The following is a 16,354-nucleotide window of genomic DNA, read 5'->3' as shown; positions in this document are numbered from 1 at the left end:
TCCCCCGGGGGGGGGGGGGGGGGGGGGTGGGGGGGGGGGGGAAAGGGGGGGGGAGGGGGGGGAAGGGGGGGGGGGGCGGGGGGGGGGGGGGCCCGGGGTTTTTTCCCCCACCGGGGGGGGGGGGGGGACCCCCCCGGGCCGGCTTCCGAGAGGCCGGCGAGTCCGGACGCACCCGGCGGGTGCCGCGCGCACGCGGGCCACCCGTGGGAGGAAGGTCAGGTGCAGGGGATGACCCGGCCTCCTGTCACGACGCACTTGGGCGGTACCAGGCGCGGGTGTCCGGTGTTCGTCTGCCACTGCACCTTCGGGACGCCCTTGATGATCGCCTGCAGCGCGTAGATGAAGGCCTCCAGGAAGTCGCCCTTCCCTGCGGCGGCCACCGCGCGGGCCCCGTCGATGGCGGCGCCGGTGGCGTCGCCGGCCTGCAGGATCTGGATGTCACCCAAGGGGCTGACCATCAGCCAGGCGCCGTTGCGGCCATTGGTTCCCGATGCCCAGCAGACCCGCCCGTCGGCGGCGGTGACGACGAGGTTCCCGTCGTCCTGCATGACGGCCTTGGCCCCGCAGCCCACGGTCTTCGACTCCCATACGGCCCAGGTGTGGTCGCCGATGGCGTCGCCCTGCGTGTAGTAGGCGACGAGGTTGCCGTCCTGCTGCATGACGAGCCGGGTGGATTGCTCCGCCGCCCTGGACTCCAGGCTCTGCCCCGGGCACAGGGTGTCCCCGTGCCACATCCACGAACCGGAGGACTGCCGCCCGTTGCAGACCGGGGGGAGCTGCATGCCGTCCGGGAAGCGCGGGTCCCTTCCGCCTCCGCCTCCGGGGTTCCCGCCTCCGGGGTTCCCGCCTCCGGGGTTCCCGCCTCCGCCTCCGCCGGTACCACCGCCGCCGGTGTTCCCGCCGCCTCCGGTGAACGTCGAGTCGTCGAGCTCCCACCACTGGGCGGTGGAGGAGGTGCAGGCCCAGACGGCGAGGTCCTCGTTGCCGTTGACGGCGGTGAGGCAGCCGTTGTCGGCCGCGGAGACGATCCGGTACCAGCCGGGCAGGTTCTGGCTCTCCTGGAAGCGCCAGAGCTGGTTGGCGTTGCCCTCCTGGGCGCTGGTGAGGTGGGTGCGGTGGGTGCTGGGGTTGTGGTCCATCACCATCGCCCCGGCGAACTTCGTCTCGATCAGCCACTGGTTGTTGGGCTTCTGCCACAGCATCCACTGCTGTGCGGCGCTGCCGTTGCGGCCCTGCGCCTTGATCCGGGTGCCGCCGGCGGTGTTGGCGCCGTCGAGGTCCGCGACCAGGCCGCTGTTGCCGGAGCGCAGGACGGTGGTGACGCCGTGGCGAACCCCGCTGCCCCCGGGCGCCTGCGGGGTTCCCCCGCTGCCGGCGTTCCCGCCGCCGGTCGAACCTCCGCCCGTCGAGCCGCCGTTGTTCCCGCCGCCGCCGGACGAGCCGCCGGTGTTCCCACCGCCGCCGCCTCCGCCGGAGCCGCCGCCAGGGGTGGGTCCGTTCTGGATGTTGTCGAGCCGCCAGCGCTGGCGGTCCGAGCCGTCGCAGGCCCAGATGCCCAGCTGCTCACCGGCGTTGTCGGCGGTCAGGCAGCCGTTGTCGGCGTCGCTGGTGATCCAGAACCAGCCGCCTCCGGCGTCGTGGAACGCCCAGTGCTGGTTGGCGTTGCCGTCCATCGTCCGGATCAGGTGGGCGCGGTGGGTGCCCGGGTCGTGGTCCATGACCATGCCCTGGCCGGCCGCGGCCTTGCCGTCGGTCAGCAGCGTCTCGATGATCCAGCGCCCGTTCGCGGTGGGCCAGAACGCCCAGCGCTGCGCGTTGTTGCCGTTCGCGCCGAGCGCCTTGATCGAGGTGCCGGAGGCGGTGTTCGCGCCGTCGAGGTCCGCGACCATGGTGTTGTTCGCCGAGCGCAGGGTGGCGACCTGCGACGAACCGACGCCGGGGCTCACCACCGGGGTGGTGCCGGGCTGCTGCGCGGGCCGCTGCGGGGCGCGCGGCGGGACGGTGCCCAGGCCCCAGCGCTGCGCGTCGCTGGCGTTGCAGTCCCAGATCTGCAGTGCGGTGCCGTTCGCGGAGTTGCCCGCCACGACGTCGAGGCACTTGCCCGAGTTCGGGTTGACCAGGGAGGAGTCCGCGCCCTGGCGCCAGTTCTGCGCCGCGCTGGCGTTGCAGTCGTACAGGCCCACCCGGGTGCCGCCGGCGGTGTTGCCGGCGGCGACGTCCAGGCACTTGCCGAACGCCTTCAGGACGAGCCCGCCGCTGGTCGCGGTCGGGGTCCACTGCTGTGAGGCGGTGTTGTTGCAGTCGTAGAGGTCGATCGGGGTGTTGTTCGCGGTGTTGCCGGCGGTGACGTCCAGGCACTTGGACGGCAGCGCCGAGTAGACCGGCACCGCGGCCGCGTCGCCGGAGTTCCCGCCACCACCACTGCCACCGCTGTTGCCACCGGTACCACCGTTGCCGCCGCCGGTCGACGGGTTGTCGACGGCCTCGGTCAGGCGCCACTTCTGGGCGTTGGTGCCGTCACAGCCGAGGATCGCCAGCTCCGCACCGTCGGCCGCCGCCGTGAGGCAGCCGTTGCCGGCGGCGCTGACGACCGTGAACCAGCCGCCCCCGGCGTCGGCGAACCGCCACAGCTGGTTGGCGTTGCCCTCCTGCGCACCGATGAGGTGCGTGCGGTGGGTGGTGGGGTTGTGGTCCATCACCATGCCGCCGCCGAGCTTCGTCTCGATCAGCCACTGGCTGTCCGGCTTCTGCCACAGCGTCCACTTCTGCGCGTCGTTGCCGTTGCGGCCCTGCGCCTTGATGCGCGTCCCGGCGGCGGTGTTGGCGCCGTCGAGGTCCGCGAGCAGGCCGCCGTTGCCCGACTGCAGCACCACCGTCCGGTTGTGCGCGGGCTGCGTACCACCGGCGCCCAGCGGCGGCTGGCCGCCGGTGCTGCCACTGCCCGTGTTGCCACCGCCCGTGCTGCCGCCGCCCGTGCTGCCGCCGTTGTTGCCGTTGCCGCCCCCGGCCGTCGGCACGGTGCCGGAGAGCTTCCACTTCTGCTGCGCGCTGCCGTCGCAGTCGCGGACGGCCAGTACCTCGTGCGCGCCGCGCTGGGTCAGGCAGCCGCCGGCCGCGCTGACGACGTTCGTCCAGCCGCCCCCGGCGTCCTTGAACTGCCACAGCTGGCCGGGCTGCCCGTCCGCGGCGGCCGGTGCGAGCACGCTCTCGTGCCGGCCGGTGTCGTGGGCCAGCAGCATGCGCTCGGCGGCGGAGGCGCGGTTGTAGGTGAGCCGGGTCTCGATCGACCAGTTCCCGTTGCCGCGGTCCCAGAACACCCACTTCTGCGCATCGGTGCCGTTCGGCTCGTAGGCCTGGACGGCGTTGCCCGCCACGGTGCTGGAGCCGCGGACGTCGGGTACGAGGGCGTCCCCGGTGCCCGGCTGGAGGTAGGCGCCGGCGCCGGCATCGTTGCCACTGCCGCCGTTGGGGCCGGTACCGCTGTTGGGCCCAGTGCCGCCGTTGGGGCCGCTGGGAGTCGACGGGCCGCCGAAGATCGGCGGGAACATGGGCAGCGCGGGGAACCAGGGCAGTGAGATTCCCGGAGGCGCGGGCACCGGCGGACGGCCGCCGGTGGAACCGTTGTCACCGCCCGGGGTGTTGCCGTCCGGCGGGTCCTTCCGCTTGCACTTGGGAGGCTCCTCCGGCGACTTGGGCGGGTTCGACCAGGCGGCGGGGTCGTTCGGGAAGCCGGTGGTCGCGGGCCACGGGACGTCCGGCAGCCCCGGCAGCGAGGGCCACGGGACGGTGGGGAACCCGGGGACGGACGGCCAGCGCCAGAGCGGGCTGCCCGGGAGCGTCGGCCAGGTGACGTCCGGAAGCGAGGGCCCGCCCGTCCCCGGCGCGTCCGGCAGGTCGGGGTGGCCCGGCCACGGCACGTTCGGCGAGCCGGGCACCGAGGGCCACTTCACCTGCGGGAAGCTCGGCACGGTGGGCCAGGCCAGGTCCGGGTGCCCCGGGATCGCCGGGTCGGCGGCGCTCGGCAGCCCGGGGATCAGGGCCTTGCCGTCGTCGTTGCCGTTGCCGGGCAGCGGCAGCACCGGCCACGGGACGCCGGGGTGGCCCGGCATGGCGGGCCACGGGATGCTCGGGGAGCCGGGGACGGCCGGCCAGGTCGCCTCGGGGTGGCCGGAGATGGCGGGCCACGCCGTGGTGGGCAGAGCGGGGAAGCCGGGCCAGCGCAGCTCAGGCAGGTCGGGGTGGCCGGGCATCGGGACGCCCGGGAAGCCCGGGACGGACGGCCACGGGATCGCCGGGTGCCCGGGCAGCGACGGCCAGGTCACCTCGGGGCGGTCCGCGACGGTCGGCCACGGCAGGTCGGGGAAGCCGGGGACGGTGTGGCCGACGCCGGAGCACGGCACGGACAGGTGCCAGCCCTGCCGGTCCGAGCCGTCGCACGGCGCCACCGTCAGCGCGGTGCCGTCCAGGGTGAGGCAACGGCCGTCGGTGGCCGTGGTGATGCGGTAGCCGCCCGCGCCGTCGGCGACGAAGCGCCAGCGCTGGCCGGGGCTGCCGTCGGGCTTGCCGCTCGTCGCGTCGTTCTCGATCGGCCGCACGGCCAGCCGGTCACCGTACGCGGGGACGCTGAGCACGCTGCCCTGTCCGGCCGGGGTGGTGCCGTTGGTCCGGCCGGTCTCGATCACCCAGGTGTCGTCCGACTTCTGCCAGGTCGCCCAGCTCTGCCCGGCGGAGCAGTCGGGGGCGGCGGCCCGTACCGGGCTGCCCGGAGCGGGCGCGGCGTCCGGCACGTCGGCGACCAGGCCGGCGGCTCCGGAGGTCAGGACGGAGACCTTCCCGTGCTGCGGCTCCCGGGCTGTGGCGGCGGAAGCGGAGGCCGTCGGCGGCGCGCTGTCGGCCGGGACGCCGACCGGGACGTCAGCCGGGACGCCGGCCGCCGCGAGAGAGATCATGGACGCGGCCGCCGTGCGGGGCCGGATCGGGGGGATCGGCCGACAGGTCTCGTCCTTGCGACGCAGCGGGTCCTTGCTGAACATCACCGGATAGTGGTCCGATTCCTCCACGTAGCTGAGGCGACGTGCCGTGTACTGGTGGTCGGCCGGCAGCCCCCGGGCGATCATGTAGTCGAGTTCGGAGGTCGGGAGCTTCATGGGGTAGGTCATCATGCCGGAGCTGACGAGCCGACGACCATCGCCGTACACCTGCGCCATCGACAGCGACCCGGGCTCGCGGTTGAAGTCGCCCATCAGGGCCCAGTTCGCGTCGCCCGTCGCCGTGACCGCCTGGATGGCGGCCGGCACGTTGTTCTGCTCATTGATGCCCGCCCTGTTGGTGGCGTGCATGGAGTAGTACCACGTGCCGTCCGCGAGCTTGACGCCCAGGATGGGCTTGGCATCGATAGCCACCTGGCCGTTGTTTCCCGGCTGAGGTGGGATGACTCTCACCACGGGCGCCGCAGCGTTGTCGATGCTCCGGGGCACCACGAGGGCCAGCGAGCGCTCTTCACGGTTGGCTGTCCTGACCCGGTAGATGGTGCGAGTGCCGCCTGTCCAGGCGGGAAACACCTCCCATCGGTACCTCTGGACCTCGAAACCGTTCGTGTTGATCGATGCTTCGGGCACGATGTCCGGATCGTCCGGCTCCGCGTCCCGGATTTCCTGCAGCGCGAGAATGTCAACACGTTGAGCGAGATCGAAGATCTCCCCCCGCCATCTGGTGCCGTACTGATTGTTGTAGGTCGCGGCCGAGTGTTCCTGAACGGTCGCCGGTACGGCCTGCGGCGGAGCGACGGGGCCCACCGCGTGCGCGGGTATCGGGAACGCGCCGATGAGCCCTGCCAGGAGGGCGAACAGCGGCACGACCGCCGTGTACGCCCATCGTGGTCGCCACGGTATTCGCCGTTCGGTCGGTGAGGTGGCCGTGCCCGGGTGTGCCATTGGGAAACTCCTTGAAACTTCACAGCTGTACCGGGGCACGTTGACAGCAGGTGGTAGACAAACGATGAACGGGTGGCCTGGCGGCGTTTATCTCGCTGCGGTGCCGGCGGTGAACCCGCGACAGGTCCGATGCCCCGCCAGTTGCCCGCGCCGGATGGCGCGTGAACTCGCCGTTGAATGAACGGCGAAAGGAGGCGGGCGCGAGGGGGGTTTCGCCCGCCGAGGGTTCATCCAGGGCCGGGAGCGGGATTCGCGGGCGTCTGCGTGCTCCGCTCCGATCCGGTCATCCGTCAGGATCTGCTGGCTGGAATCACCCCTGGTGTCGCGCCGACCACCTTCAGTAGCGTCGCCCCCGCAAGATCGATCGAACACGGAGGGGCACGATGAGCGAGAAGACGGACACGGCGCCGGTGTTGGGCGCGCTGCTGGCGGCACTGGCCAAGGCGCCGGAGACCGCTGGCAAGTTCGACTCCTGGGCCGGTGAGGGCGCCAACGAGTCCGTCAGTGGCGAGGAGGTGGCCGCGCACCTGCCGTCCGGCGTGCTGACCGCCCTGGCGGAGCGCGCCGGGGTGAGCGAGGCCGAGGCGGCGGCGGCCCTGGCCGAGGAGATCCCGCCCTTGGTGGCCGCCATTCCGGCCGAGGAGATCGCGCTGTTCAGGGCGGTGGGCCGGATCGCGGACCTGACCCCGGACCAGCTGGCCGCGGCCCGGCAGATCGCCGCCGACACCGAGGAGTTGACGGCCCGCCTCCCTCAGGCCGCCTCCTGGCTGGGCGACGGCCCCAACGAGCCGGTCACCGGCGAGGACCTGGACCGGGCCCTCGGGCACGACACCGTCATCCGGATCGCCCGGGCGACGGGCCAGGGCGAGAGCGAGGCGGCGAAGGGCCTGGCCGCCTTCCTGCCCGAGTTCGTCGACGCGATCTCCCCGGGCGGCGAGGTCGACCTGCTCGCCCTGTGGATGGTGCTGGCGCAGGAAGCCCCCGGCGCCGCCGCCGGCCCGTCCGCCTGACCCGCCCACCGCCTCACCGACCGACCGGCCCCCTCGCAAAGGAAGACCACATGGAGTCCCCCGCCACCAACACCGCGTCGCTCTACGCCGCCAGCTACCTGGCGGTCAACGGCACGAACCAGACCGACCTCGCGAAGAAACTGTCCTCCGGGTACAGGATCAACTCCGCCGCGGACGACGCCGCAGGTATGGCCGTCGCCTCGAACATGACCCTGACCATCGTCAACTCCGGGCAGGCGGCCCGAAACGCCAACGACGGCATCTCCCTCACCCAGGTCACCGAAGGCGCGCTGGCCGAGGTGGAGAAGCTCATCGACCGCATCAGCCTGCTGGCGACCGAGGCCCTCAACGGCACGTACAGCCAGGCCAACCGCCAGGCCGTCCAGCAGGAAATCCAGCAGTGCCTCGGCGGGATCGACACGATCGGGCAGCAGACCCAGTTCAACGGAAACCACGTGCTGGGCAAGGACCGGTCCTACAGTTTTCAGATCGGTCCGATGGACGGCAACGTCGTCCTCGTCGACATGCAGAGGATGAGCACCTCGACTCTGGGCCTGACCGGCCTCGATGTCACCAGGACGGTCGTGACCACCGTGCCCGAAGGCACACCGCTCCCCGCGGACGTCCCGTGGCCGCGACCCGAAGCAGGAACCCTGGTCTCGTACATCGGCGACAGCGACGGCACACTCCACTACGCCCTGCTGAAGGACGGCGTGTACACCGGCTACCCGGACCGCTCGGAGCCCGTGGACGTGCTCAACAACGGCAAGGTGTACCTCAACCCTCTCGCCGCGGCCGCCGGCGCCCTCGACACGCTCAACTCCCTGCGCGGGGACCTCGGCTCCTCACCGGACCGGTTCCAGTCCGACATCAACACCCTCAACGCCACGGTGACCGACCTGGGCGCCGCGCGCTCCCGCATCACGGACACCGACTACGCGGCGGCCACCGCCCAGTACATCCAGGCCAACATCCTCGTGAACGCCGGTCAGAACGTCCTCGCCAAGGTCAACCAGCAGCCCCAGATGATCATGATCCTCGTGCGGGACCTGTAGACAGGCCGGGCTGCTCATCCGTTCGGGTGAGGCGGGGTTGGACGGGGGCCGGGGGTGGCAGAACGGCGGGCATGACGACTTCCTCCACCAGGCGCCGCCGGGGCCGCCCCGGCAAGCCGGCCTTCGCGCCCGTGCCCGTCCGCCAGGCCGTCGGGTCCGCGGTGCCGTCCGGGCCGCGTCGACCTGCCGCCGGGTGCTGCCGGACCTGGAACAGCGAGCACAGGCTGCCCGGCGGCCAGGTGGTCCGGACGACCTGGCACCAGCCTGCCTGCCCGGCCCGGGCCGCTCGGTGACCACGCACCAGGCGGTGGACGGTCTGTCCCGGTTCGGATGGGCGGCTGCCCCGGGGCGAGGTGCTCCCGGGGCAGCCGTGGTGCGGGTGCGGGTGGGGTCAGCCCTGCCCGCCGATGCCGATGCCGGTCTCGGTGGCGTTGCCCGCGACGCCGCCCGGGCCGACCGCGACGGCGCCGGTGAGGAAGGAGGAGCCGCAGGGGCCGAACTGGGCGTCGGTGACCTGGAGGGCGCTGCCGTTCGGGCCGACGGCGAACGCGCCGCTGTCGAAGTTGAGGGTGGGGATGTTGTCGGGCGCGGCGGCGGAGGCGGTGGTCGCCGCGCCGATGACGAGCGGGAGGCTGAGGACGGAGACGGCCAGGATGCGGTGCGCGGTACGCATGGGTGGAATCCTTCGAGGTGCGTGGTGAGGGTGGATCGGACGGCCGTGGTGTGGCGGCCCGTCACCATCCACACACGGTCGTGTGTGCATCGCTACCGGGGGGAGGCTGTTCGTACCATCGGTTCACTCGGCTCTCGGCCCGGGCCCGCCGGCCGGGCGCGGACTGCCGGCCGTGGACCCACCGGCGCCCGCCCCGCCCGCAGGGCCTGACTCCGTCAGGCGAGGTTCTGTTCCAGGGCCGCGAGGTAACGCTTCATCGCGTGGTCGCGCACACCGGCCGTGGCCGGAGCGAACGCGTCGGCGGTCAGGCCCTTGGCGCGGTCGGCGAGCCCGGCGACCAGGCCCATGGAGTCGTGGAGCCGGCCCGAGGAGTCGATGTACTTCAGCGCCTCGACGTGGGTGTAGGCCGGCTCCGGCGGCAGCTGGGGCACGATGTCGTTGTTGTTGACGAACCGGTACAGGCGCCCCTTGAAGCCCTCGTTGCAGGCGGCGGCGAGCAGCCGGTCACAGGTGCGGGGCTGCCCGAACGTGACGATGCCGTCGGCCTGGAGACGTGGGTCCTCCAGGTACAACCGGGCGCCGGCCAGCATGGCCAGGGCTCCGCCGAGGCTGTGGCCGGTGAACCACACGGTCTGGCCGTTGGTGCGCAGCTGGGCGTGGGCGTCCCGGACGTCAGGGAAGACCGACTCCAGCGCTTCGGCGAAGCCGTAGTGGACGTAGCCGGTGCGGGCGGGGCCGGGCCAGGGCGGCGTGGAGGAGTCGGAGAGCCAGTCGCGGATCTCGGTCGGCTGGGTGCCGCGGAACGCCGTGACGATCATGTGGTCGCTGGCCATGGTGTAGGCCTGGGTGTCCTCCAGCGGGAAGGGCGGAGTGAACCGGGTCTGGTGGTGACGCACCCGGTCGAAGCCCCAGTCGCGGGCCTGCTGTTCGATGGCGGCCTCGTCCTGGTAGGCGAGTTCGGAGGCCTTCGCCAGCCAGTAGGCGTGCGGGACGCTGTAGTTCTTCGCCTGGTGGTCGAAGGTGGTGGGCACGGGCACGGCGATCTCTCCTCCGGGACGGCCGGCGGACGGGGGGAACGCACCGCCGGCGCGGACATCAGACCCGTCGTACCAGAGCGCGGCCAGCCGCCCCGGGCGGGCCGCGCCCGGATGTCACCCCGACAGACGCGCAGGCGCACCGGGCGGCGGGCGGCTACGGGTGGTAGAGGGTGCGGGCGTGCGTCAGGTCGGCGGGCCCGTTCTGGCCGATGTGGAAGAAGTGGTTCACCTGCCAGGCCTGCGTGCTGCGCGCTTGCCGGTTGGTCGTGGTCACCCAGGGCGGGTAGACGCGGAACCCCCGTTTCCCGCCGGAGCCGTTGCGGGAGACGATGTCGCGCTCGCACAGCACCTCGCGTGGGAGGACGAACTGCCCGAAGCCGTTGTCGTCGCGGCAGCTGATGACGAAGAGGTCCACCCCGTCGTCGGCGTCGAAGGGCCGGATCGGTCCCTCCTCGGAGCGCAACCACACGGTGACGAACTGGCCCACCTTCGTCGGGGTGGTCTTGGCCGCGCGGAACCGGACCGAGCGGCCGTCGATGGTGAACCGGCAGGCCGCGTATTCGGCGCTCTCCGGTTCGGCCACCGGGGGCGAACAGGCCAAACCGCTCGGGTCGTACACCAATGCCTTCGCCGCCAGCAGGTCACCGTGAAGCCCTGCCCACGGCTGATTCGTCACCATCCCGTCATTCTGCCATCGAGACTGCCACCCCTTGAGGTGCTCTGCCAGGGCCTCCTGCCGTCGGACCCGATCACGGACAGGCGGGTGGAGCAGGCGCCGTCGCCATCCGGTCGGCAGCCGCTCCCGGGACGCACGGCACGGGCCGCTCCCGGTCGGGTGGTCGAGCGCGTCGCGCTACGCGGAGTCGTGTCGACCTGCCGGTGGCCGATCCGATGCCGCAGACCGGGGCTTCGCCTCCGCTCTAAACCAGCTCCCGCAGGCGGAAAGCGGGCCCTGCCCCGGTAGATTGCCATCCTTGACCGAGCGCGGCGCGAACTCCCGCCTCGACGATGGACGGCACGACGGGGAACGCTGACGTGGCTGCCAGAAGCACCGGGCCCGTCCGGTCGACCCGCTGGACCGCGAAATCGGACCGGCCCCATGTGCACGCGATGCAGCAGCGGACACCACCGTGTACCCGCCACCGGTACACCACCCCGTCGATGGTGATCAGGCGCGACCCTTTCTTCCTCAGCGTCAACTATGCCTCCTCGTACGGAACATCAGTATGGGGCGACTGCTCAACTCGGCTGCGCCGCACCGAGCGTGCCAGAGTCCGAGGACGAAAAGCATCCGACTTTCGGCGAGTCGCATTGCCCCTCGGGGGCTCGCGTTGGCCGGGCCTGGCACGGATCCGACAGTCAGTACGCGGCATGCCACCGCCCCGCCGGCGCCGGAGCGATCCTGGCGGGCATCGGACGGACCGTTCACCGGTGCGCGACGGTCGCGGCCGTGGTGGCAGGATGCCCGGGTGGATTGGATATTGCGTGCCGCTGCAGAGCTGTTGGACACGGAGCTGTCCGAGCCCGTCGACTTGGGCGGAAGCCGGCGCAGCAGGGTGCTGCGCTGCCGGACCGGTTCCGGGGAGAGTGTGATCGTCAAGGCCTACACCGACGAGCCGGAGGCTCGGCGCTGCTTCGCTGCGGAGGCGGCCGGGCTCTCGTTCGGCCTTGCCGGTCCCGAGGTGCTGGGGGTGGACCCGAAGGTGCCGCTGCTGGTCATGGCGGACCTCGGTGATTCGCCGACGCTGGCGGATGTGCTGCTGGGAAGCGACTCGAAGGCCGCCGGGGAAGGCCTGGTGACCTGGGCGCGCGAGCTCGGGCGGCTGGCTGCGAAGTCGGTGCATCGGCGAGTCGAGTTCAGGCAGTTGTGGGACCGGTACGGCGCGGGGATGACCGCCTGGGATGACGAGCCGTGGATCGCGCGGGGTGTGGCTGCCTTGCCCGCGGTGCTCGACGCGGCCGGTGTTGCGGTTCCCGCCGGGCTGTGTGAGGAACTCGCTCGCATCGGAACGGCGGGCGGGGAGGAGTACCCGGCGTTCACCCCGGGCGACACCTGCCCTGACAACAACCTGCTCACGCCGCAGGGGCTGCGGCTGCTCGACTTCGAGGCCGCGTGCTACCAGTCGGTGTTTCTGACGGCCGCGTACTGCCGGATGCCGTTCTCCACCTGCTGGTGCGTCTTCGCCTTGCGGGCGGGGATCTCACGGAAGGTCGAGGAGGCTTACCGGGCGGAGGTCGTCGCGGTGTACCCGGCGTTGGCCGAGGATGCGGTGTGGCAGGCCGGGATGCGGCAGGCCGTCACGGTCTGGACGGTGAACGCGACCGTGCGCCTGCTGCCGCGCACGGTGGAGGACGGACCGATGCACAAGACGCGTCGACCCGTGGCGACCAGGCGCCAGGTCCTCAGGCACCGCTGGCAGGTGGCGAGCACGCTGGAGGAGTTCCCGGCATTCGCGCAGACCGTGCGACAACTGCTGCGCAAGGCCGCCCGGGAGTGGGATGCGGCTCCGCTACCGGGCTATCCCGCCTTCCGTGCCGCGGGGGCGGACCGGGAGCTCGCATAGAGCGGCGGGTGCGGGCGACACCGGTGGCGGGCGGTCGAGGGCGCGGGCGTCCGCGAGTGAGGAGCCATCTGGCAGGAGGCCTGGACCCTCGGGTGAACACCACCGAGTCGACGGCCTGTCAACGCACCCGTTGACGGGAGCGTTGACGCCGCGTCTACCGCGGCCCGGTGGCATGAGCGCAGGCCGGTTCCAGGGGGGAACCGCCCGAGAGGAGAGCCCCGAGATGTTCACCCGTCGTACGGCCGCCGCCGTCGTCCTGTCCGCCGCGACCGTCGTGTCCGGGATGGCCTTCGGCGCCGGGACCGCCAGCGCGGCCGAGTCGCTCCCGTCCAGCGGCGCCGACTACCGCATCTCCAGTTACGCGGGCGGCGCCCTGCAGTGGGACAGCCGCAACAACGCCTCCAACGTGGTGGTCCGCGACTGGAACGAGTCCTCCGCCCAGCAGGTCTGGACGGTCAGGGACGAGGGCAACGGCACCTGGTCGGTCAAGGTGCCCGGCACCAACAACGCCGTCGACCGGGACCGGGTCAAGAACACCGTCGGTGCCTGGAACTACGTCGGCACGGACAACCAGAAGTGGTGGCTGGAGAGCGCCTCGGCGGGCAACGGCCGGGCCTGGCTGCTGCACAGCGTCTCGGACAGCAACCTCTGCCTCGCCCGTGGCGCGGACCTGAACGCCAAGGTGGCCGCCTGCAACGCGGGGGACCTGGCGCAGTCCTGGAACCTCGACCGCAACGGCGCCACCACCCCGCCGACCGCCGGCCGCCCGAGCATCGACCTCGACTACTCGCAGGCCCCGGACCTCGGGCCGTGGCTGGAGCAGCAGAAGAGGACCGTCGCGGACTACTACCCGACGATCTCCAACCTGATCACCAAGGGAGCCTTCGCCGCCCCCAGCTACTTCAAGATCATCTTCGACCCGAAGCTGACCGACAACCCCGCGTTCACCACGGTGAACCCCAGCAACGGCGTCAAGGAGGTCCACGTCAACATCGGCTACACCCGCGGCAACCAGGGTGACACCGGCTTCCTGGTGCACGAGGCCGTGCACGTCGCGGTCTGGGACAGCCCGTTCTCCGGCAAGTGGTGGCTGGGCGAGGGCCTGGCGGACTGGGTGCGCGACTACAACTTCCAGCCGGGCACCGGCGCCCAGCACTTCGGCCCGGACTCCAACTACGACAGCGGCTACCAGGCCACCGCCCGGTTCATCGACTACGTCTCGAAGGCCTACAACAAGCCCGACCTGGCACACCTGCTGAACACCACGAACTACAACGACCAGATCTGGGTCCAGCTCACCGGCAAGAGCGCCCAGCAGCTCTGGAACGAGATGCCCAAGTAACCCGCGCCCCCACACCCCACCCGACGGCCCGGCACCCACCAGGTGCCGGGCCGTCGGGTCGTCGTCAAGAGCACCGCCAAGGGGCACGTGTGCGCAGTGCGAGACGGCCCGGCGCGCCGGGAAACGCCGGAAGATCACCTGTTCGAGTGAAGGCCGAGATCGGTGCCCCGAGTTCTGATCGGTCGTCGCCGATGATGCGTTCGAGAGCTTGCGGCGAGGGCCGGGCAGGAGCGGCCTGTCGGGCGGCAACGCCGCCGGTCCTCTTGGCAGCCTCCGCGGCCGCGCCCGGCGCGGCCGAATTCCCGCATGGCAGCACACCCGATGAGGAGATGAAGTGCAGGAGAAGCGGCTCAAGTCCTGGGGCAACAACCGCGCAGGTCAGCTCGGCGACGGCACCTGGACGGACTTCCGTACGACGGCCACCACCGTGCTGGGGCTGACGAGCGCCGAGGTGGTGAAGATCGCCGCCGGGGGGAGCGGCGCCGCCACAGGTTTCGGGCTGGCCCTGCTGACCGACCGCACGGTGCAGACGTGGGGCGCCAACGGGTCGGGGCAGCTCGGCGACGGCTCGGTGTTCAGCCACAACGCGCCCGGCCAGGTCGTCAACCTCTCCGATGCCACCGACGTCGCCGCGGGCGGAGTGCACAGCCTGGCACTGCTCGCCGACCGGACCGTGGTCGCCTGGGGGCGCAACAACCACGGCCAGCTCGGCAACGGCACCAACGTCGACAGCAGCGTCCCGGTCCGGGTCGAGGGACTCGACAAGGTGATCGCGATCGCCGCCGGACTCAACCACAGCCTGGCGCTGCGCGAGGACGGCACCGTGTGGGCCTGGGGCTACAACATCAACGGTCAGCTCGGCGACGGCACTTCGGCGAGCCGCAACGTGCCGTCCCCGGTGAACAACCTGACCGGTGTGACCCGGATCGCCGCCGGCGCCGCCCACAACCTGGCCCTGGTCGGCCCGCCGAGCAGCTCCAGCAAGCCCACCAGTGGCAACGCGGTGAAGGCGTGGGGCTACAACGCCACCGGCCAGCTCGGCGACAACACCACCATCAACCGCTTCACCCCGGTCGACACCCAGGGCAGCTGGCTCGGCGGGGTCTCCGGGATCGCGGCCGGAGCCCACCACAGCCTTGCCGTCACCGACAGCGACAACAAGCTCAAGGCCTGGGGCCAGAACACCTCCGGCCAGATCGGCGACGGCACCACCGACTACCGGATCATCCCCGTCCCGGTCCCCGGCCTCACCGGCGTCCAGCTGATCGCCGGCGGCCGCGAACACAGCATCGCCCTGCTCGGCGACAACACCGTCCGCTCCTGGGGCAACAACGGCTCCGGCCAACTCGGCAACGGCACCACCACCGACAGCCGCACCCCCGTCACCTCGCTCACCGCGCTGACCGGCGTCGACAAGATCGCCGCATCCCTCGGCGGCGACTTCAGCCTGGCCAACTGAACCCTGCGCGCGGCCTCGGCTCCCCGCCGAGGCCGCGAACGGCAGTTCGTCAACACGCTGCTGATCAATCGTCAATCCAGTCCTGGTGTCCTGACCGCGTTCCGCAGTCTCATCCGCACGCGGTCCATCGACAACAGGAGATTCCCGTGTCCCATCCGTCCACCCCCACTCCCACCCTCCGCCTCCGTCCGAGCACCGGCACCCGCCGCCGCACCCGGCTGGCAGGCCTGGCGCTCGCCGTCTCCGCGATATCCGCGAGCAGCATCACGCTGCTCGCCGCGCCGGCGAACGCCGCCGTGGTCGAGCAGATGATCACGATCCAGGACCACCAGAACCACAACTCGCTGGCCAGCTCCGACGGCGAGGGCTCCCGGATCGTCGCCCGCAACTACCAGAACGCCTCCACCTCGTTCTGGATCTCCAACAAGCCCGGCGACCGGGTCGACTTCGCCCGCAACGTCAACGGCACCGAGCGGGTGCTGGAGATGGACACCAACGACGGCCGGTCCACCCAGTTCATCCACTGGTGGGCGGGCGACAACCAGCAGTGGACCCTGGAGCCCGCCGCCGGCGGCGGCACCTACCTCCACAACGCCCGCGACAACCGCTGTCTGACCTACCACGGCCTCGACCGGGAGGTCACCGTCGAGAACTGCGACGGCAGCATGTCCCAGCGGTTCGACCTGATCGGGTCGGGCACCGGCCCGGGCCCGGGCCCGGGCACCTCCGTCGAGCAGCGCTTCCTGGACCGGCTCAACACCGTGCGCGCCCAGAACGGCAAGCCGGCGGTGCGCCTCAACCAGACGCTCTCCCAGGCCGCCAAGTGCAACGCCGACCAGATGGACCAGCGTCGCGTCTCCGGCCACTTCTGCGACTCGGGCAGCATCGCGCGGGGCCTCGGCTACACCGGGAGGGGATTCGGCGAGATCGCCTTCTACGGCCCCACCGACATCGACGCCGCCGTCGACGGCTGGATCAAGTCGCCCGGCCACCTGGGGATCATGCTCGGCGACTACAACGAGGTCGGCCTGGCCCGCACCGGCAACGCCTCCTGGAACGCGGACTTCAGCACCCGCTGACCCCCGCCGCGACCGCCCCGCCGGGGCAGCGGCCGACGGTGGTGCCCGGCCGGGGCGGGCGAGCACACTCCGGCGACCGTTGGGGTTCGGCGGGCAGCCGTGACACCACATGCCGGCGCCGGCCAGCCCCTGGAGGGCGGGGGCGGGGGCGGGGGGGCAGAAGTGGAGGGGATTCCCCCCCCCAAAAACCCAAGAGTGTCAA

The 16,354-nt window shown here is 71.8% G+C and carries 10 protein-coding genes; 6 read left to right on the top strand and 4 right to left on the bottom strand.

The genetic code is table 11. The features are described 5' to 3' along the window. Positions 1-215: 215 nt before the first annotated feature. On the bottom strand, positions 216-5,402 hold the full coding sequence (locus tag ACFVX9_RS00825) for an RICIN domain-containing protein (protein WP_387979698.1): 5,187 nt from the start codon (positions 5,400-5,402) through the stop codon (positions 216-218). A gap of 914 nt (positions 5,403-6,316) precedes the next feature. On the opposite strand from ACFVX9_RS00825, the gene ACFVX9_RS00820 reads away from it, so the two are divergent. Together ACFVX9_RS00820 and ACFVX9_RS00815 are read left to right on the top strand one after the other, a co-directional pair. Then, a complete protein-coding gene (locus tag ACFVX9_RS00820) occupies positions 6,317-6,943 on the top strand; it encodes a YidB family protein (protein WP_387979696.1) in 627 nt (208 codons plus the stop codon). A gap of 50 nt (positions 6,944-6,993) precedes the next feature. Then, on the top strand, positions 6,994-7,998 hold the full coding sequence (locus ACFVX9_RS00815; RefSeq protein ID WP_380369155.1) for a flagellin: 1,005 nt from the start codon (positions 6,994-6,996) through the stop codon (positions 7,996-7,998). A gap of 391 nt (positions 7,999-8,389) precedes the next feature. On the opposite strand, the gene ACFVX9_RS00810 is transcribed toward ACFVX9_RS00815, so the two are convergent. The 3 genes from ACFVX9_RS00810 to ACFVX9_RS00800 form a co-directional block, all read right to left on the bottom strand. Continuing rightward, on the bottom strand, positions 8,390-8,671 hold the full coding sequence (locus tag ACFVX9_RS00810; RefSeq protein ID WP_380369153.1) for a hypothetical protein: 282 nt from the start codon (positions 8,669-8,671) through the stop codon (positions 8,390-8,392). Between the two features lie 215 nt (positions 8,672-8,886). Further along, entirely contained in the window at positions 8,887-9,708 is an 822-nt protein-coding gene (locus ACFVX9_RS00805) for a lipase family protein (protein WP_380334436.1), read from the bottom strand. A gap of 154 nt (positions 9,709-9,862) precedes the next feature. Further along, positions 9,863-10,387, bottom strand: coding sequence for a MepB family protein (locus ACFVX9_RS00800; RefSeq protein ID WP_387979693.1), 525 nt, complete (start codon positions 10,385-10,387; stop codon positions 9,863-9,865). Positions 10,388-11,297: 910 nt separating this feature from the next. Here ACFVX9_RS00800 and ACFVX9_RS00795 point away from each other — a divergent pair. The 4 genes from ACFVX9_RS00795 (at position 11,298) to ACFVX9_RS00780 (ending at position 16,152) form a co-directional block, all read left to right on the top strand. After that, the gene (locus tag ACFVX9_RS00795) at positions 11,298-12,272 is read left to right on the top strand and encodes a hypothetical protein (RefSeq protein ID WP_380478750.1); all 975 of its coding nucleotides are present in this window, start codon (positions 11,298-11,300) and stop codon (positions 12,270-12,272) included. Between the two features lie 223 nt (positions 12,273-12,495). Continuing rightward, positions 12,496-13,614 carry a basic secretory protein-like protein gene (locus ACFVX9_RS00790; RefSeq protein ID WP_380478748.1) on the top strand — a complete coding sequence of 373 codons (1,119 nt, stop codon included), beginning with the start codon at positions 12,496-12,498 and terminating at the stop codon, positions 13,612-13,614. A 334-nt stretch (positions 13,615-13,948) separates the two neighbouring features. Further along, positions 13,949-15,073 carry an RCC1 domain-containing protein gene (locus ACFVX9_RS00785; RefSeq protein ID WP_387979690.1) on the top strand — a complete coding sequence of 375 codons (1,125 nt, stop codon included), beginning with the start codon at positions 13,949-13,951 and terminating at the stop codon, positions 15,071-15,073. Between the two features lie 146 nt (positions 15,074-15,219). Then, complete coding sequence (locus ACFVX9_RS00780; protein ID WP_387979688.1) at positions 15,220-16,152, top strand: CAP domain-containing protein; 933 nt, start codon at positions 15,220-15,222, stop codon at positions 16,150-16,152. The last annotated feature ends 202 nt before the right edge of the window (positions 16,153-16,354 follow it).

The organism is Kitasatospora sp. NPDC058243 (assembly GCF_042882025.1).
Classification (GTDB): Bacteria; Actinomycetota; Actinomycetes; order Streptomycetales; family Streptomycetaceae; genus Kitasatospora.
The sequence above is the reverse complement of the archived record's forward strand: the minus strand, read 5'-3'. Positions and strand labels throughout refer to the sequence as shown.

Bases quoted from the DNA above. Each gene is read 5' to 3' on its own strand.
- ACFVX9_RS00815 (WP_380369155.1), top strand. From the start codon at position 6,994: ATGGAGTCCCCCGCCACCAACACCGCGTCGCTCTACGCCGCCAGCTAC.
- ACFVX9_RS00790 (WP_380478748.1), top strand. From the start codon at position 12,496: ATGTTCACCCGTCGTACGGCCGCCGCCGTCGTCCTGTCCGCCGCGACC.
- ACFVX9_RS00820 (WP_387979696.1), top strand. From the start codon at position 6,317: ATGAGCGAGAAGACGGACACGGCGCCGGTGTTGGGCGCGCTGCTGGCG.
- ACFVX9_RS00810 (WP_380369153.1), bottom strand. From the start codon at position 8,671: ATGCGTACCGCGCACCGCATCCTGGCCGTCTCCGTCCTCAGCCTCCCG.
- ACFVX9_RS00800 (WP_387979693.1), bottom strand. From the start codon at position 10,387: ATGGTGACGAATCAGCCGTGGGCAGGGCTTCACGGTGACCTGCTGGCG.